This window comes from Ruegeria sp. BG5 (assembly GCF_056538425.1).
In genome coordinates, this window is record NZ_JBQFTC010000002.1 from 183,634 (window position 1) to 200,129 (window position 16,496).

General features: G+C 56.5%; 17 protein-coding genes and 1 tRNA gene. 9 read left to right on the top strand and 9 right to left on the bottom strand.

The genetic code is table 11. The annotated features are described in order from the left end of the window. Positions 1 to 241 precede the first annotated feature (241 nt). The gene (locus ACR0KX_RS11365) at positions 242 to 1,732 is read left to right on the top strand and encodes a chymotrypsin family serine protease (RefSeq protein ID WP_480708433.1); all 1,491 of its coding nucleotides are present in this window, start codon (positions 242 to 244) and stop codon (positions 1,730 to 1,732) included. A gap of 21 nt (positions 1,733 to 1,753) precedes the next feature. Here the strand turns inward: ACR0KX_RS11365 and ACR0KX_RS11370 are convergent, their stop codons facing one another. Beyond that, positions 1,754 to 2,182 (bottom strand): hypothetical protein, encoded by a 429-nt coding sequence (locus tag ACR0KX_RS11370; RefSeq protein ID WP_480583481.1) that lies wholly within the window; start codon positions 2,180 to 2,182, stop codon positions 1,754 to 1,756. A gap of 106 nt (positions 2,183 to 2,288) precedes the next feature. Here ACR0KX_RS11370 and ACR0KX_RS11375 point away from each other — a divergent pair, with 106 nt between their 5' ends. Then, positions 2,289 to 3,053 (top strand): helix-turn-helix domain-containing protein, encoded by a 765-nt coding sequence (locus tag ACR0KX_RS11375; protein ID WP_480708434.1) that lies wholly within the window; start codon positions 2,289 to 2,291, stop codon positions 3,051 to 3,053. 31 nt (positions 3,054 to 3,084) lie between these two features. On the opposite strand, the gene ACR0KX_RS11380 is transcribed toward ACR0KX_RS11375, so the two are convergent. Genes ACR0KX_RS11380 through ACR0KX_RS11400 form a run of 5 tightly spaced genes read right to left on the bottom strand, consistent with a single transcriptional unit; the run spans position 3,085 to position 9,833 of the window. Then, entirely contained in the window at positions 3,085 to 4,773 is a 1,689-nt protein-coding gene (locus tag ACR0KX_RS11380; protein WP_480583476.1) for an ABC transporter ATP-binding protein, read from the bottom strand. After that, positions 4,770 to 5,684 (bottom strand): ABC transporter permease, encoded by a 915-nt coding sequence (locus tag ACR0KX_RS11385; protein ID WP_170453450.1) that lies wholly within the window; start codon positions 5,682 to 5,684, stop codon positions 4,770 to 4,772. Before ACR0KX_RS11385 ends, ACR0KX_RS11380 begins: the two co-directional genes overlap by 4 nt. Next, a complete protein-coding gene (locus ACR0KX_RS11390; RefSeq protein WP_170623388.1) occupies positions 5,681 to 6,649 on the bottom strand; it encodes an ABC transporter permease in 969 nt (322 codons plus the stop codon). Before ACR0KX_RS11390 ends, ACR0KX_RS11385 begins: the two co-directional genes overlap by 4 nt. Continuing rightward, positions 6,650 to 8,203 (bottom strand): ABC transporter substrate-binding protein, encoded by a 1,554-nt coding sequence (locus tag ACR0KX_RS11395; RefSeq protein ID WP_170623390.1) that lies wholly within the window; start codon positions 8,201 to 8,203, stop codon positions 6,650 to 6,652. It lies immediately after the preceding gene. 55 nt (positions 8,204 to 8,258) lie between these two features. Continuing rightward, positions 8,259 to 9,833, bottom strand: coding sequence for an ABC transporter substrate-binding protein (locus tag ACR0KX_RS11400; protein ID WP_480708435.1), 1,575 nt, complete (start codon positions 9,831 to 9,833; stop codon positions 8,259 to 8,261). Between the two features lie 238 nt (positions 9,834 to 10,071). Here ACR0KX_RS11400 and ACR0KX_RS11405 point away from each other — a divergent pair, with 238 nt between their 5' ends. From ACR0KX_RS11405 to dcd, 6 genes are all read left to right on the top strand, one after another. Continuing rightward, entirely contained in the window at positions 10,072 to 10,509 is a 438-nt protein-coding gene (locus ACR0KX_RS11405) for a hypothetical protein (RefSeq protein ID WP_170453446.1), read from the top strand. Between the two features lie 45 nt (positions 10,510 to 10,554). Continuing rightward, on the top strand, positions 10,555 to 10,959 hold the full coding sequence (locus ACR0KX_RS11410) for a PaaI family thioesterase (RefSeq protein WP_170623392.1): 405 nt from the start codon (positions 10,555 to 10,557) through the stop codon (positions 10,957 to 10,959). Positions 10,960 to 11,036: 77 nt separating this feature from the next. Then, a complete protein-coding gene (locus ACR0KX_RS11415; protein ID WP_480708436.1) occupies positions 11,037 to 11,252 on the top strand; it encodes a hypothetical protein in 216 nt (71 codons plus the stop codon). A gap of 630 nt (positions 11,253 to 11,882) precedes the next feature. Beyond that, entirely contained in the window at positions 11,883 to 12,248 is a 366-nt protein-coding gene (locus ACR0KX_RS11420; RefSeq protein ID WP_170623393.1) for a hypothetical protein, read from the top strand. Further along, positions 12,193 to 13,257 carry a hypothetical protein gene (locus ACR0KX_RS11425; protein WP_170623395.1) on the top strand — a complete coding sequence of 355 codons (1,065 nt, stop codon included), beginning with the start codon at positions 12,193 to 12,195 and terminating at the stop codon, positions 13,255 to 13,257. Before ACR0KX_RS11420 ends, ACR0KX_RS11425 begins: the two co-directional genes overlap by 56 nt. Next, positions 13,241 to 13,849, top strand: coding sequence for a dCTP deaminase (dcd, locus tag ACR0KX_RS11430; protein ID WP_170623397.1), 609 nt, complete (start codon positions 13,241 to 13,243; stop codon positions 13,847 to 13,849). Before ACR0KX_RS11425 ends, dcd begins: the two co-directional genes overlap by 17 nt. A 10-nt stretch (positions 13,850 to 13,859) precedes the next feature. On the opposite strand, the gene ACR0KX_RS11435 is transcribed toward dcd, so the two are convergent. The 3 genes from ACR0KX_RS11435 to ACR0KX_RS11445 form a co-directional block, all read right to left on the bottom strand. Beyond that, positions 13,860 to 13,935: transfer RNA gene (locus ACR0KX_RS11435), tRNA-Thr, on the bottom strand. Between the two features lie 533 nt (positions 13,936 to 14,468). Then, a complete protein-coding gene (locus ACR0KX_RS11440) occupies positions 14,469 to 14,831 on the bottom strand; it encodes a hypothetical protein (protein ID WP_170623398.1) in 363 nt (120 codons plus the stop codon). Continuing rightward, positions 14,821 to 15,300: an Arm DNA-binding domain-containing protein gene (locus tag ACR0KX_RS11445; RefSeq protein ID WP_170623400.1), complete on the bottom strand. Its 480-nt coding sequence runs from the start codon at positions 15,298 to 15,300 to the stop codon at positions 14,821 to 14,823. Before ACR0KX_RS11445 ends, ACR0KX_RS11440 begins: the two co-directional genes overlap by 11 nt. Positions 15,301 to 15,668: 368 nt before the next feature. Between ACR0KX_RS11445 and ACR0KX_RS11450 the strand changes: the two genes are divergently transcribed. After that, entirely contained in the window at positions 15,669 to 16,496 is an 828-nt protein-coding gene (locus ACR0KX_RS11450; protein ID WP_170623402.1) for an arsenate reductase/protein-tyrosine-phosphatase family protein, read from the top strand.

Here is a 16,496-nt window from a genome sequence, read left to right on the forward strand (position 1 = left end):
AATAAATGCTTAAAATAAATAAAAAATATGCAGTCAAAAATACCTGCACAGGTTGTATTATACACGATTTTGGTTGATTCCGCGACTGCCCGTTGGGGCTTGGCTGCAAATGGCCGATGCCAGCGCGGCACAACCTGGCGGTGATGCAGGCCTGGCCAATCTGTGCTAGTCTATGGGTAAGCCAAGCGCACGAACACTCCTGATAGTTGCTGACTTTTTTCATGCCGTAGGAGGGCTTTTTATGGTTACCCCGAACGCCGAAGGCGATCTTTATCCGCTGCTCAGGGCCTACAAGAAACAGCATTTGGGCAAGGGCGCGTTCCGCCGGTATGACGCCCATGCGATTGGGATCGGGCAGAAAATCGTATCGGGCAAACCGACAGATACGCTGTGCCTGCGGTTCTATGTCAGCTGCAAGCACCCGACAGACCGAATAGCGCCGGATCGTCGGGTGCCCGCCGCATTCCGAACTTGGTCGCAGCGCGACGGGCGCGAGGTCGAATTGCCGACCGATGTGATCGAGCAGCCCCCGATGCGCTTTACCGCCGACCCGACAGACAGGTTCCGCCCTGTTCCGGGCGGGGTCAGCGGCGGCTCGGTCTTTACCGGCACGATCGGCGGCTGGGCGTGGGACCGGACCGATGCAAGCTTTGTGATGCTGACTGCATGCCACGTCGTGGGGTTTTTTGACGTCGTGGTCCTGTTGAACGGACCGATGCTGCAGCCGGGCCTGTCAGATGGCGGCGACGTGACGGACGACCGGGTCGGAACCGTCAAGCGGCTGATCGAGTTGCAGGCAGGCGAAACCAGAACCGTCGATGCAGCAATTGCGGAACCCACAAACACCGACATAGTGCAAACCGTTGTGCTGGACGTCGGCTCGGCGATCTATGCGGTGGACACGCCCACGCTGGGCATGGCTGTGCAGAAGTCGGGCAAATCCAGCGGGTTGACCCAGGGCCAGGTTGTCGATGCGGATGTGGACACTGCCGTGTTTCTGGCCGACGACATCTTCTTTTTCGAGGATGTCGTACAGATTCAGGCCTCTGACGGTGGCGTTTGGGCGGAACCGGGCGACTCGGGCTCTGTCGTGTTTTCGCAGGCGGGGTTGCCCACGTCCTCGGCCATCCATCCGGCTGTGGGGCTGCATTTCGCCAGTTCCACGGATGCGGACGGGCTGGCCTGCAAGATGCGAAATGTTTTCGAGCAGCTTGATCTGGCGCCGATTTGCGATGGCCTGTTTGCCGATTTTGTCGAAGAGATGGCGGTTGCACCGGGCTTCACCTCACCCGATGCAGATGTGTCACCGGCGGCGGGGCTTCATCCGTTCACACCGCGTGAAAGACGCTGGGCAAGGGTCGGGTCGCCGGCCCGTGGTCTTGGGCGCGATCTACAGGCCCGCCTGGACGGATCGGGCAGCGGGCGTCAGCTGAACACTCTGGTCAGTGCACACCGCGCAGCCCTGACCGAGTTGATGATCCGAAACGGCGATGTACGCCGCGCCGCGGTCGCCGCCATAGGCCCGATCCTGTCCGGGGCGATCACTACAAGTGACGTGCTGTCCCGACGTATCTGTGCCCAGGATGTCAAGCGGCTGCAAAAACTGATCCATGAGATCGAACGATCCGGCGATGAAAAGCTGGTGGCGTCGGTGCAGGCCATGGCCAAAATGCTGGAGGTGGTAGAGGGCAAGTCCCTGTCCGACCTGTTCGAACAGGGTGCCGCTTATTGAACGGTTGGGCCGAGGCCAAGATCAGGTCGCCACAGGATTACCGTCCGGCTGCGTTCGGCAGGACCACAGGATCAGCAGCAGGAAGGACAGATTCAGCACAACGTTGAACGGCGCGCCCACAAGGATGGATCCTGCGCTATCGGTGCAGAACCATGTCCACGTCGCTATCTTTGCAACCTTCGCGGCCACCGTCGCCGACAAAGGCGCAACATGGGTACCCAATGCCCATTGCATAGCGCCCAGCCCGGCCGTCAGACCGCCCGTGATCGCCAGCAACAATGTGGTCGGAGCGGATATATCCGAAGGAACCGTTTGGAACGGCCAATACGCGACCGTCAGAAAAATATGCGCAAGACCGTGCAAAGCCGGAAGCGCGGTAAGCGCGAATAGAACGCCGGTCACGATCAGAATAATACCGGACAGGCGCATTGCGGAATGTTGTCGGGTCATGGTCCCCTCCTGTTCAAGACCCGCCCTTGATGCGCCATGCGCCGAACACAAAGCAATTACGTCAGAGGTAAGTGATTTCCGTACCCGCGCTTGCTAGGCTTGTGTCATGACCCCGTATCCCAGATTGCTGAAAGAGTGGCGCAAGCGGCGCAGGATGAGCCAGCTTGATCTGGCGGTTGAGGCTGATGTCAGCGCCCGCCATATCTCGTTCCTTGAAACCGGCAGGTCCCGGCCCAGCCCGGACATGATCCTGCACCTGTCCGAGGTCATGGATGTGCCGGTCGATGCGCGCAATCAGATGATGCGGGCCGAGGGGTTCGCCGCACGGTTTGCCGCGACTCCGTTCGATGATGCCGCCATGGCCCCCATCCGCAGCGCCGTGGAGTGGACGCTGAAACAGCATGAACCGTATCCGGCGGTGGTGCTGGACCGGCTGTGGCACCTCGTTCGGCTGAACAAACCTGCCGAAATGCTGTTTGCACCGCTTGGGATCGCGCAAGGTCAAAGCCTTCTGACGCTGATCACCGGCCCACTGATGGCCGAGCTTGTCGAGAACTGGCCCGAGGTGGCCCATCACACAATGCTGCGTCTGCGGTCCGAAAGCGCCAATGCAGGTGGCCTGCCGGAACTGGATGCCGCCGCGCGGGCCCTGGCGGAACAGGCGCAGATTTGCAGTGACGCCGCAATTGGCCCAACCATTCCGACGATCTATCGGTTTGGCGGCCAGCGCGTTTCGATGTTCGGCACCATCGCGCAGTTCAGCACCGTTACGGATGTGACGCTGGACGATCTGAAGATCGAACTGTTCTTTCCGTCCGATGATGCCAGCGCGGATTTCCTGCAAGCCTTGTCCCATTCGGCGCAGCATTGAGGGTGCCCCGAGTGGCAATTGACCAGTGCCATTACGCCAGTTGCTTCAACCGGGGCATCAAATCCAGCAGCTCTTTTGTGTAGGCATGCTGAGGGGCCGAGAACAGGGCATCGGTGTCCTGAACCTCGACCAGTTTGCCCTGTCGCATGACGCCCACCCGATCACACATCTGCCGCACGACGGGCAGATCATGGCTGATGAACAGCATGGTCAGGCCAAGGTGATCCTGCAGGTCCTTCAGAATGTTCAGAATCTGTGCCTGAATCGAGACGTCCAGCGCGCTTGTCGGCTCATCGCAGATCAGGAACCGGGGCTGCGTGGCCAGCGCGCGGGCGATGCAGATGCGCTGGCGCTGCCCGCCCGAGAATTCATGCGGGTATTTGCGCCATGCATCCTTGGCCAGACCGACCCAGTCCAGCAACTCGCGCACGCGCGGCTCAACGGCGGGTTTTGGCAGGATTTTGTGGTGATGGATCGGCTCGGCCACAAGATCCCCGACCCTCATGCGAGGGTTGAGGCTTGAGAACGGGTCCTGAAAAATCATCTGGATCTGGCGGCGATAGGCTTGCAGTGCGTCCGCCCCCATGGCGGTCACATCCTGCCCGTCAAAGATCACTTGGCCACCGTCCACCGGATAAAGCGTGCCGATCATCCGTGCGACGGTGGATTTGCCCGAACCACTTTCGCCAACAAGGCCGAACACCTCACCATCGCGAATGTCGAAACTGACCTGATCGACGGCGGTGAAATATTTCCGCTGCGACGGCAGCAGACCGCCCTTTTGCAGGAAGGTCTTGGTGATGTTGTCGACCTCAAGCAGCTTACCCGATTTGGACAGATCGGTCTTGTCCCAATGGGCTGCCAGATCGTCGATCTTGAAGGTTCTCTCCCGCTCGCCATAGCTGACCACCGGAAAACGCTCGACTTTGGTATGCGGGCGCGGCACAGCGGCAATCAGGGATTTGGTGTATTCGTGCGTGGGTGCGCCGAGGATCTGATCAGTCGTGCCGCTTTCAACCACATGGCCGGAATACATCACCGTCACTGTGTCTGTGGTATCGGCAATGACGCCCATGTCATGCGTCACAAGGATGACGCCGACCTGACGTTCCTTGGCCAGTTCCTTGATCAGATCCAGCACCTGCGCCTGCACGGACACGTCCAAAGCGGTCGTCGGTTCATCAGCAATCAGGACGCTGGGTTCAGTACACAGCGCCAGCGCGATCACCACCCGCTGACGCATGCCGCCGGAAAACTGGTGCGGGTATTGATTGAACCGATCCGCCGGGTCGGGGATCGAGACGCGATCCAACAGGGCTATTGCGCGCTTCTTCGCGTCAGACGCGGACAGGCCAAGATGCAGCTGGATTGTCTCGACCAGTTGCTCGCCCACCGTGAACAGCGGGTTCAGCGAGGTCAGCGGGTCCTGAAAGATCATCCCGATCTCTTTGCCCCGGATCCTGCGCTTGTCCTCGGCGTCCAACTCGTCAATCCGGCGGCCGTTCAGCCAGACCTCGCCCTCGGAGACATGGGCCGGAGGGTCGAGCAGGCCGATCACGGCATTGCCGGTCATGGACTTTCCAGCCCCGCTTTCGCCGACAACGCCACGGATTTCGCCGGGATGCAGGTCATAGGTCACATGCTCGACGGGCTTGAATATGCCGTGGCGTGTGGGAATTTCCACCGTCAGGTTGCGGATCGAAAGAACGGGGTCGGTCATTTCAGCCTCGGGTTCAGAACATCACGCAGCCAGTCGCCCAGCAGGTTCACACTCAGCGCCAGCGCCAGCAGGGTGCAGGCCGGGAAGAACAGGATCCACCACTCACCCGAGAACAGGAACCCCTGCCCGATACGGATCAGCGTGCCCAGCGAGGGCTGCGTGGGCGGTGCACCAACGCCAAGGAAACTGAGCGTCGCCTCGGCAATGATCGCCAGCGCCAGCGAGATGGTGGCAATCACCAGCACCGGAGACAGCACGTTGGGCAGGATGTGCCGCAACATGATGGTCAGCGGGCTTTGCCCGATGATGCGCGCGGCGGCGACGTAATCCTTGTTCTTTTCAACCAGCGTGGCACCCCGGACGACGCGCGCGAACTGCACCCAGTCGGACAGGCCAATGGCAAGGATCAGCACCCAGATCGCCATCTGGTCTCGGTATTCAATGGGCGTGATGCCTTTGGCGATGCCAAAGATCAGCATGGCCAGAAGGATTGATGGGAAGGTCAGTTGCACATCCGCCGTGCGCATGATGATCGTTTCGGTCCAGCCGCCGAAATAGCCGGACAACAGACCCAGAATGATCCCCAGAACCATGGCAAACAGAACCGCCGCCACGCCCACAAACAGCGAGATTCGCATACCATAGAGGATCGTGGAAAACACATCCCGCCCCTGATCGTCCGTGCCCATCAGGAAGCTTTCACCGGTAAAGGCGTTCGGCTCCATCGGCGGGGTGAAGCCATTCATCAGGTTCAGGCTGGCCGGATCAAACGGGTTCGTCGGCGCAATCAGCGGTGCAAGGATGGTGGCAAGGATCAGGACCAAAGCCACCGTCGCAGAGACTATGGCCACGGGCGAGCGGCGAAAGGCGTAGAACTGGTCGCTGTCCAGAATGCGTTTCACACGGCTCATGCGCTGACCCTCAGGCGCGGGTCGATGAAGGCGTAAAGGATGTCGACCGCAAGGTTGATGGTGACGAAGATGACCGAGATCATCATCAGGTAAGCTGCCATGACAGGGATATCCACGAACTGGATTGCGTTGATGAACAAAAGGCCAAGGCCCGGCCACTGGAACACTGTCTCGGTGATGATGGCGAAGGCGATGATGGCCCCCAGTTGCAGACCAATGATGGTGATCACCGGGACCATGGTGTTTTTCAGCGCATGGCGGAAGTTGATGGTCCGGTCGCTCAGTCCACGGGCGCGGGCAAAGCGGATGTAGTCTTGCCGCAGCACCTCGAGCATTTCGGATCGCACCAGCCGCATGATCAGGGTCATTTGGTACAATCCCAGCGTGATCGCGGGCAGGATCAGCGCCTTGAGGCCACTGGCGGTCAGGAACCCGGTGTTCCACCAGCCAAGGTCAACGACCTCACCGCGCCCAAAGCTGGGCAGCCAGCCCAGTTCGACCGAGAAGACGTAGATCAGCAAGATGCCGATCAGGAAGGTGGGCAAGGATACCCCGATCAGCGAGGCCGACATGATGAAGTTCGCCGCAAACCCGTCCCGCCGGATCGCGGTAAAGACGCCCAGCGCAATGCCCAGAACAATGGCAAACACGGCTGACACCATTGCCAGTTCCAGCGTCGCAGGGGCGCGTTCGGCCAGAATCTCGGCCACCGGGCGACCCTGACGGAAGCTGACGCCGAAATTGCCCTGCACCGCCTCTTGCAGGAACTTCACATATTGCACCGGAAACGGCTGATCGAGGCCCAACTGGGTACGCAGACGTTCCACATCTTCCATGGTCCGTTCCTGCCCAAGCATGTTGTCGATGGGATCGCCGACAAAACGGAACATGGAAAAGGCGACAAGGCCCACGACGAACAGAACCAGCGCCGACTGGGCCACGCGCCTGATGATGTATGACAGCATTTAGTTGACCGTGACCCAGCGCAGAAGGAAGAAGTTGTCGGGCCGTTGAGTCAGCTCGATATTGCTGCGGGCACCCCAGACCAAAGGCTGAACGTAAAGCGGCACATAAGCTACCTCGTCCTGCAGGATGCCTGCGACCTCATCCAGCATGGCCTGACGCGTGGGTTCGTCAATCTCGGACTGGATCAGCGGCAGCAATTCATCCACGCGGGCGTTGGAATAGCCGCCGAAGTTCCACGAACCCAGCTTCTTTTCCTCATTCGGGGTCGAGGCGAGAAAGCGCACGGGATGTTCGGCATCAAACGTGCCAGGCGACCAGCCCAGCAGGTACATGTCGAAATTGTCGGCCCGCAGTTCCGGCCAGTAGTTCTGCACTGGCATCGCATCCAGCGTCACATTCAGCCCGGCCTGAGTCAGCATGGCGGTGATCGCCTGACAAACCGCTTCATCATTCAGATAGCGATTGTTGGAGCATTTGAAGCTGACCTCGGCCCCCTCTGCCCCCGCTTCGGCAAGCAGCGCCTTGGCCCCGTCGGGGTCATAGGCGTAGGGGTCTGCATTGGCCGCTGAATAACCGCGCATCGCGGGGCTGACCAACTGGCTGGCCACCTCGGCATTACCGCGCATGATGGTCTGAAGGATGGCCGGAACGTTGACCGCCTTGGCCACCGCCTCGCGGGTTCGCGGATCAAGGAACAGGTCAGAATTACCCTGCCCGGCCTCGCTTGCGCCTTCCTGCTGGTCAAAGCCCAGCATAATCACGCGCGCTTCGATCCCCTGAATGACCTTTACATCCGGGTTGCCCTGCAAACGGGCGACGTCCTGAATCGGGACCGGGTTGATGAAATCCACATCGCCAGACAGCAGAGCCGCCAGAGCGGTCGCCGGGTTCTGGATCGGCACAAGTTCGGCGCGGGTCAGGTTGTGCTCTGCCTCGTCCCACCAGCCCTCGAAAGGCTCAAGGACAGTACGCAGCCCCGGTTCGCGTGCAGTGACGCGAAAGGCACCGGTTCCGTTGGCGTTGAGCGTCGCATGGTTCCCGGCCTCTTTGTCGGGAAGGGCGGCGTCGTTGGCCTCGGCCCAGCCGCTGTCCATGATCATCCAGTTGGCGATGCTGTCAGGAAAGATCGGATTTGGCGCGGTGGTCATCACATCGACGGTGTAATCGTTAACTTTCACCACCTCACTGACCGGCGCGAACCAACTACGGGTGTCTGAATTTTCATCGGACGCGCGCTGATACGAGAAAATCACATCATCGGCATTGAATTCGGACCCATCATGAAATGTCACGCCCTCGCGCAGCTTGAACCGCCAGCCTGCACCGTCCCCGATGGTTTCCCAACTGGTGGCCAGCGCCGGTTCGATGGTCATATCCTTGCCCCGACGCACCAGCCCTTCGTAGACATTGTTCAGGAACCCCAGAACAGGGGCGGAATTCACCGCATGAGGATCCATCGTTTGCGGATCGGTGGTGACGGCAAAGGTGAACTCTTCGGCCGCAACCGGCATGGCAAGCGCGCCCAAAAGCGCGGCAGTGGTCAGACGTTTCATGATAGCTCCCACTTTTTGGTGCCGGGCCCCGTATCCCGAGGCCCGGCGACACGGGTTAGTTCAGGCCGAAATGTTTCACCATCGGCTGATCTTCGGGATCGACGTTGATGTCCAGATTCTCGGCCATACCCCAGTTCAGCACCTGATGGTGGATCGGGATGTACAGCTGTTCGTCCTGCACCACACGCCAGATCTCGGCGATATCCTGATCGCGCGCAACGAGGTCCGTGTTCGAGGCCAGCGATTTGATCTTGGCGTCCAACTCATCACTGTCAAAGCCAGTACCATTCCACGTACCAATATCGCTTTCGCGGCCATGGACCAGGAAGTTGAAGATGTACTCCGAATCGTAGGTCGGAACACCCCAGCCCAGCATGTAGAAATCGGTCTTTCCATCCGTGATCAGCGGGAAGTGCTGCGCCTTGGGCTTGGCATCCAGATTCACCGTGATGCCGATCTGACCCAGCATCCCGACAGCGGCCTGACAGATGCCTTCGTCGTTGATGTAACGGTCATTCGGGCAATCCAGCCGGATCGAGAATCCGTCGGGATACCCCGCCTCGGCCAGCAGGGCCTTGGCGCCTTCGACATCCGTGCTGCTTTCACCGTCCATCTCGGCCGTCCAGCCATTCACGAAGGGCGGCGCGATCATCCCGGCGGGTTGCGACTGACCGCGCATGACCACCAGCTTGATGGCGTCGCGGTTGATGGCCTTGGACATGGCCTGACGCACGCGCACATCGGCCAAAGGATTCTTGCCATCAACGTTATCCGCTTCGATGTCATCCCCGCCCTGGTTCATGCCAAAAAAGATCACCCGGTTCTGAGGTGCCTGTTTGACAAGCAGACCATCCACGGCATTGACCCGGTCGAGATCCTGTACCGGCATATCCTGAAGGAAATTCACCTCACCCGACAGCATCGCCGCTACGCGGGTCGCGTCGTTCTGGATCGGCGTATAGATGATTTCGCTGATCGCCATCGGGAACTGATCGCGGCCCCAGTAATCCTCGTTCCGCTGCATCACGGTTTTTACGTCCGGCTCACGGCTGACAAGTTTGTATGGACCGGTGCCGTTTACATTGGTGGTGGCAAAGGTGATCTCTCCGCCTTCGAAATCCTGCACATCGACCGTGTTGTTCGCCTCGGTCCAGCCCTGATCCATGATGAACAGGTCCGTCAGGTTCGCCGGCAGGATCGGGTTCGGGCCGTCAGTCACAATCTCGACCGTGTGGTCATCGACAGCGCGCACTTCAACGATCGAGTTGATCAGTTCCTTCATGTCCGAGTTCGGCTGTTTGGCACGGTTGATGCTGAACACCACGTCTTCCGCCGTGAAATCGGCCCCATCATGGAACTTCACGCCCTGACGCAGGTTGAACACCCAGACATTGGGATCACTCTCACTGGGGGCCCAATCCGTGGCAAGTGCAGGCTCAAAAGCGCCGGATGTATCGCGGATAATCAGCGGTTCATACATCTGATGGCGCACGGTATGCGTGGGCCCTTCGTTTTGCGAATGCGGATCCAGCGTAAGCGCATCGCCCGAGCGCGCCCAGCGCAGGGTTTCCGCACTGGCCAACGTCGTCGACGTCATCAGCACCGCAAGTGCAAGCATTGGTTTGTTCATAATTTCCTCCCTTTTTGCAGTCATTTAGCTGCACCGAATTCACGATGCAGTGCCGCAAAATTCTGTGATTGTTATGGGAGTGGATAGCATACCAACTGCGAGAGCATGTCAATCATTCTGGGTCGGGTCCCCTGAATCGGTCTGGGCCTTGGGCCAAGAGGGCTGGTGTTCACCCAGATACCCCGATGCGTTCCGTCCCTGTTTTGAGGGTGCTCCGCAGCTGATGGTTATTCGCATAGTGACTGACAACTATTGCGCTGATGATAAAGTAGGGCGCATGCGTGCCTTCGAAATTCTCTGGATCGTTCTGTTTCGCTTCAAGCCAATTGCCAGAACTTGGGCCATCTGCCTGATACTTGTGAATCTGGCCTCTCTGCTTTTTCTCGATTCCTATTATGCTTGGTTCAACCTTGTCGCGGTCGGGGTCGGTATTTCGCTGATGATCGTGATTTACTTCAGATTGGGTTTTGTCAGGCTGCTTGGCGCAGGCCACTTTCTATGGGTCCCAATGATCGCCTATTTCGTTTCTAATTTGCCGGACAAAGACACGGACCCTGCGCTTTTTTGGTGGGTTTGTGTTCTTGCAGGCTTCAACAGTGTTTCATTGGTCATTGACGCAATTGATGTTGCACGGTTTTTGAAAGGCGAACGCAATCCGCATTACGTATGGCAATAGAGTAAGCCAATGACTGAAGTCAGATCATCAAAGAACCAAACACAGATGCCGCACAAAGATACTCAGGACTGGCTACCGCCCTATTCTCAATCATTGGGGCTAGAGCTGAAATCGGTTGAGCCAGAAAAAGTCATTGCCACTTTGCGTGTCAGACCGGACATGGGCAACCGGAACGGCGTCATGCACGGTGGGGCGATCATGGGGGCAGCGGACTCGATTGGCGGTGTTGCGGCCGCTCTGAACCTCGAAAAAGGGGCCAACACCACGACACTGGAAAGCAAAACCAACTTTATTCGGCCAATTCGGATCGAAGACCAGATCACACTGACCTGCATTCCGTTGCACCGAGGTCGGAAGACGATGATATGGCAAACCACTGTCGCGCTGCCGGATGGCCGCCCGGCTGCCATTGTGACGCAGACGCAGTTGACGCTGACCTGGTCAGATTGACGGTGCTAAGTCGACTTTGACTGTGCTTTTTTCTTTCGGCGTTTTGGCAAATCGCGGTCCATCTCGACAAACGCGACATGAAAGAGATCCCGCAGCTCGTCCTTCTTCAGTCCGGGAGATCCCTGTTCCTCATCCAATACTATGACGCACCGGTGATCGTGATGATTCACGTCAGCGTTCTCGCTCGTGTGAGCCTTGCGAAGAACAGACAAGACATACGGTATCAAATTCTCTCCTCCCACTTATTTGCCCAAGCTTTGCCGCTGCGGGCCACATCCGAGCGCAACTGGTGAGGCAGGCTCTAGGATCCCCTTCCGTGAGTGCTCCCCGCAGCGACACGGCGGATGTAGGGGTTTCGTTTTGAGACGTAAGGGGGAAGGAATCGACGATTTGCATCAGTTTTTGACCGCGTAGTCAAAATAACCAGCGATAGTTGACGCTTACGTCAACTTGTTAAGGAAAGTGTCAAACAAAGCGACGTTACGTCGTTTTTTCGGGCGTCTCAGATTCAATGCTGAATGATAGGTCCAATTCTGACCATCCAACGGTCATCCGAAGCGATTGAGTCCAAAATCGACGGCGTTTTCACTGAGAAGAACTGGTGCCGCTGAAGGGACTCGAACCCCCGACCCCATCATTACGAATGATCAGGGGAAGCGGTTAACCGCTTTGTTTTAAAAGTATTTTTTGCGGCCTTAAATTTTCGTTGCAAGGATATTGCAAGAATGACGCTGCCATATTGTCGCCATGATTGCCCACTTTATGTTGCAACATGAGAGGATTGACCGAGAGCATGATAAGTGGCGTTCAATTTGCGTCTGATCGGTGCGAAACCAATAACAATCGGATCACCCTCTTCATCTTTGATTGACCCGATTCATTGAATGATTCAGACTGGGCGAATCAGCGGGAGACATAGAACTATGCTTGCAGCAGTTGAGTCAAGATCAGATAGAGCTCTCGAAACCGTTAAACTTGTCCTTGCCCTTGAAGCGAAGAAGCAACGGTATCCCGAGACGTTAAAAAACTATTTTAGAGAAGTAATAAAGCAGACTCTTGCCTTGCTTGAGGAACCTTCCGGCACTGCTTCGACTGCGCTGCCCGAAGCTGTATCACTTGCGTTGAAGCTGTCGCTCAATCAGGAGTTGCGCGCGGCAATCGAAGCGATTGAGAATGCAAATGAAATCGACACTGAGCGTGCGGAAGTTGCGCTGAATAATCTGGAGACTGGATTTGACCCCAGTAGTGAATCTGCACATTTTAGCAAAGAGATATACGCAGCTATCTAAGTCAGCCTTTTTTGACCCAGCGTTTAAAGAATTTGCAAATCGTACAGTCGACGCAATCCAGCATGTAATCGACAACGTAGAAAAATACCCCGAAGAAGTTGTTCGCCAATTTGAGGCCCATGTCTGGCGAGTTATGCAGTTTGTTCGAGGCAGCCGTTCCAACGACGCCCCTCATGAAACACAATACGTGCTTAGAAAAGCTCTCAAAGAGTGGGTTCCCGACGACGCTCTGATCTCGAGTGCGGCGCTTGAGGAGTTCAATTTCTTTCTTAATCCCGCCGACCTTTGGGATCACATTGAGCATTCACTAAACCTTTTTGACACCGGCGGTTACAAGCCGCTGGTTGTTCGCATCGGGTCGCCCGAGGCATTCAAACACCGTCCAGTTTTCTGCATCCCACTATTCCACGAACTCGGTCACTTTGTAGATCATCACTACAAAATCTCAGAGCTATCGATGCTTTTGACAGCCCCTGCTGCTCCTCCGCATGGGGTTCCTCAGCAAGATTGGAACTTTATTAACCTGCGGCATCGAATGGAGCATTTTGCTGACTTGTTTGGTTCGTGCTACTGCGGTGACGCCAGCAACAAGTCGCTACTCGCCATCGCACCCGGTCACCCTGACAGCCCTACGCATCCAGCAACTGACAAGCGCGTTAAGACCGTGGAAGATTTCCTCTCAGGAACACCTAATCCAATGGTCGACTTGCTGCAGAACACACTCGCGGCAAGGGGGCTAAAATCCCTGACACCATGGTTCAAAAAGCCCGATATTTCATCTGCCTTTGACGACGTAGTTACTTATCGCATCCCTGACGTTTCTGAGCTTTATGGAATTTTCCTGGCTGGGTGGGATTATATGCAAGCGCAATTGAACAAGGCATCAGCACCTTGGACAGATGAGAACTCCGATGCGTATGTGATTGAAAAGACCATCAACGATCTTGTTGAAAAATCGATCAGAAACTTTGAAATTCGGGAAAGATGGTCCAATGTCGCTGCTAACTAAGACCGAACTCCTCGCCAGAATTTCATCTGAAAAATCGAACAGGATTTTTATCGACCCGCTGATTTCTGACGATCAGGTTGGAGCAGTTTCCGTTGATCTTCGATTGGGTTGTGATTTTCTAGTTTCAGTTCTCAATCACAAACCAAGCGTCAGCCTGCACCACGAAAGCACCCATTCTCACCCGGATACTTTCTTTCAATCTGCCCGTCGTGACCTTGGGGATGTTTTCCTAATCCATCCCTCACAGACCGTGCTGGCTACATCCTTGGAGTACATTGGCCTACCAAACGACGTCTATGCAGATGTGATCAGTCGGAGCAGCTATCACAGGCTAGGTGTCAGCATAACGTCGATGTTTCAGCCGGGCTTCCGTGGATGTATATCCTTAGAATTATTCAATCACTCCAACGTGCCCGTCGAACTCATTGTCGGTAGCCGAATAGTTCAGGCTAGGTTCTTCCAAAACGAGAACCCAGAGGAATACATGCAGGCGGGACAGAGACGAAAGTACATCGGAAATGTTCGACCGACTGTATCAAGGGCACAACTCGACAATGATCTGCCTGATTTACTGTCTTTGTCGAACAAATAGTGACTAAAGATGGTGCCGCATGAGGGACTTGAACCCCCGACCCATCGCTTACGAAGCGATTGCTCTACCAGCTGAGCTAATGCGGCAGCGACACGTCGTTTAAACACGCCAATCCTCGTTGTCCAGTGTCCTGACGGACTGATCGTGGCTTGAATATCTCGGACGCTAGAGCCGCTTTTGGGCCAAGTTTGCAAATCGTGCCCACCGCTGCGGGTTCGAGCCAGCCAAGGGCAAACTGTATTAACCGACCTAAGCAGTTCCGGCTTTTGATCGGGCCTTTGATGTTTGTCCATGCCTATTGGTAAATGACGGCGCAATTCAGGCGCTCACAAGCCCGAGGCATATCTCATTGTAAGATGCTTAAACGCCGACTAGCCTTTCGGTGATGATCGGCATTCACGAATTCTAAACTGGGATAGTGAGAGGGGCGACCAACGGGTCGCCCACTTGTCGTTCCACCATGGCGTCGAAAAGCGCGTCACACAGCGACGGTTTCGGTCAGCCGGGTATGAGCGCAAATACACCTTGCACCGCGTCACGCGGGAGAAAAACGCGGTCGCTCGTCGAACTCACGGCACATTGACCCAAGCGATGGCAGCGAGTTCGACGAGAACGCAGTTTAGAACGGTATTTCTGGCTCGTCGAACACTGGAACACGCGGATTGTCTTCGGGCGTGAGACCAACTTCATCCAGCAGTTCACGCGGTATCGAACGTTCCTCATCCACACGAAAAGCCATCGCTTCAAGCACTATCCTGCGCTTCTTTTCTCGGGCTTTCTCGGGATTGGTCGAAACGAAGGTATTGCCAAAAAGCGACTCATATCCGCCTTTGGCGATGACTTCCTCTAGTTTCTTCCTAGCGCGGTGTTTGCGTCGTGCGTCCTCACGGGGATCACCCGTCGGGCCGTTGCGCGGCCAACCTTTTCGCTCGAATTGTGGTGCACGTGGGAAATCACGTCCTCTATTACTATCAACAGGCATTTTGCCTCCTATCATCGTGGCAATTTACAATGAGGGAAGAAACACCAGCCACAACGGAGTCCGACCCATTCACCGCAAGAGCGGCAGAATTCAGTGTTGGATTGCCCGACGCGCGTTCTGCCGTCCTGTGTGTTAGGAACAATTCCAATGCCTCGCGGAACGTCGGAATGCCGCTCTTGGCTTCAATCGCTTCCTGCTTTGTCTGCGCGCGACCTTCGATCACGTCGAGCGAAGCGCGACCAACCTGTTCCTTTGCCCAGCGGCAATGCGTGCCTTTCGCGGCCCATTGACCGAGTTTGACGCGGCGCGTCTTTTGAGCGTTTGTATCCCATTTGTTGAGATACCATGTCTTCACGCCGCCAGCGGTGACGCATAGCTGCAACCCTTTGATGGACGGGTCTGAAAACCAAGTCGTTCTGTCGGCAGACAGCGTCCTCAGGTTCGTGTCGGTGAATTTGATTTCAGGCATGGTGGCTCCTTGCAAAACGATGAAAATTGCAAGGACGACGTTACGATCTAACCCCGGCGAGCCTCAACCGAGAATTGGTCAAGTACCTTATTTTATTGAGTTTTGTTGATGTAACACCGGTGAGTGTTGGCACGTAAATCGCATTACGAATGACGTGCTCTACCAGCTGAGCTACAGCGGCACCCTGGGCCACCCGGACCCGGGTGTGAAGGCTCGTTTAAACCGTCGCTCTTGCGCCTGCAAGTCCAGATGCGCGGGAACCGGGCTTTGATCACGCTGCGCAGCGGTGACATCCGGGTTTGTGAAATTTTTGTAACGGCACCAGTCGCGAATTGATCCGCAACTCTTATTTCGATATTTCATGAAATATGATAGAAAGAATCACTGACCAACTGGCCATCCTGGGCCACCCGCAGCGTATCACCGTGTTTCGCATGTTAATGCGACGGTTTCCTGACAGCGTGCCTGCGGGCGAGCTTGCGGGGGAACTGGGCATCAAACCCAGCACCATGTCGAACTACCTGAACGCACTGCAACGGTCGGGGCTGGTCACTCAGGAACGATCCGGAACTTCGCTGCGCTACTCGGTCGACATGAAGAATGTGCAGGGGATGCTGGATTTTCTGATTGTCGATTGCTGCCGGGGCCGCCCGGACATCTGCATGCCTTTCACAAAAGGAAATGACACTATGACAGATCGCAAGTTCAACGTCCTTTTTCTGTGTGTTGGCAATTCTGCCCGCTCGATCTTTGCCGAATCCCTGCTGCGCCAACTCGGTGGGGATCGGTTCAATGTGCATTCCGCCGGAACCCAGCCCGCGTCCGAACTGAATCCGTTCGCCGTTCAGGTGTTGAAGGACAAAGGGCATGACACCTCGGTGTTGCGGTCAAAGCATATGTCCGAGTTCGCAACCGAGGACGCACCGGAAATGGATTTCGTCTTTACCGTCTGCAATCAGGCCGCCAACGAAGAATGCCCGGCCTGGGAAGGTCAGCCCATCAGCGGCCATTGGGGCATGGAAGATCCGGTCAAAGCCACCGGAACCGATGCCGAGAAAAGTCTGGCGTTCCAAAGCGCCTATGGCGCGTTGAAGCACCGGATCGAAGCCTTCACATCACTGCCGGTCGAAAGCCTTGACCGGATCGCGCTGCAATCTGCTGTCGATGACATCGGCAGAAACTCGGTCGGGGATTGA

Bases quoted from the DNA above. Each gene is read 5' to 3' on its own strand.
- ACR0KX_RS11450 (WP_170623402.1), top strand. From the start codon at position 15,669: ATGATAGAAAGAATCACTGACCAACTGGCCATCCTGGGCCACCCGCAG.
- ACR0KX_RS11420 (WP_170623393.1), top strand. From the start codon at position 11,883: ATGCTTGCAGCAGTTGAGTCAAGATCAGATAGAGCTCTCGAAACCGTT.
- ACR0KX_RS11370 (WP_480583481.1), bottom strand. From the start codon at position 2,182: ATGACCCGACAACATTCCGCAATGCGCCTGTCCGGTATTATTCTGATC.
- ACR0KX_RS11390 (WP_170623388.1), bottom strand. From the start codon at position 6,649: ATGCTGTCATACATCATCAGGCGCGTGGCCCAGTCGGCGCTGGTTCTG.
- ACR0KX_RS11440 (WP_170623398.1), bottom strand. From the start codon at position 14,831: ATGCCTGTTGATAGTAATAGAGGACGTGATTTCCCACGTGCACCACAA.
- dcd (WP_170623397.1), top strand. From the start codon at position 13,241: ATGTCGCTGCTAACTAAGACCGAACTCCTCGCCAGAATTTCATCTGAA.
- ACR0KX_RS11395 (WP_170623390.1), bottom strand. From the start codon at position 8,203: ATGAAACGTCTGACCACTGCCGCGCTTTTGGGCGCGCTTGCCATGCCG.
- ACR0KX_RS11385 (WP_170453450.1), bottom strand. From the start codon at position 5,684: ATGAGCCGTGTGAAACGCATTCTGGACAGCGACCAGTTCTACGCCTTT.
- ACR0KX_RS11380 (WP_480583476.1), bottom strand. From the start codon at position 4,773: ATGACCGACCCCGTTCTTTCGATCCGCAACCTGACGGTGGAAATTCCC.
- ACR0KX_RS11415 (WP_480708436.1), top strand. From the start codon at position 11,037: ATGAAAGAGATCCCGCAGCTCGTCCTTCTTCAGTCCGGGAGATCCCTG.
- ACR0KX_RS11375 (WP_480708434.1), top strand. From the start codon at position 2,289: ATGACCCCGTATCCCAGATTGCTGAAAGAGTGGCGCAAGCGGCGCAGG.
- ACR0KX_RS11445 (WP_170623400.1), bottom strand. From the start codon at position 15,300: ATGCCTGAAATCAAATTCACCGACACGAACCTGAGGACGCTGTCTGCC.
- ACR0KX_RS11365 (WP_480708433.1), top strand. From the start codon at position 242: ATGGTTACCCCGAACGCCGAAGGCGATCTTTATCCGCTGCTCAGGGCC.
- ACR0KX_RS11400 (WP_480708435.1), bottom strand. From the start codon at position 9,833: ATGAACAAACCAATGCTTGCACTTGCGGTGCTGATGACGTCGACGACG.
- ACR0KX_RS11410 (WP_170623392.1), top strand. From the start codon at position 10,555: ATGCCGCACAAAGATACTCAGGACTGGCTACCGCCCTATTCTCAATCA.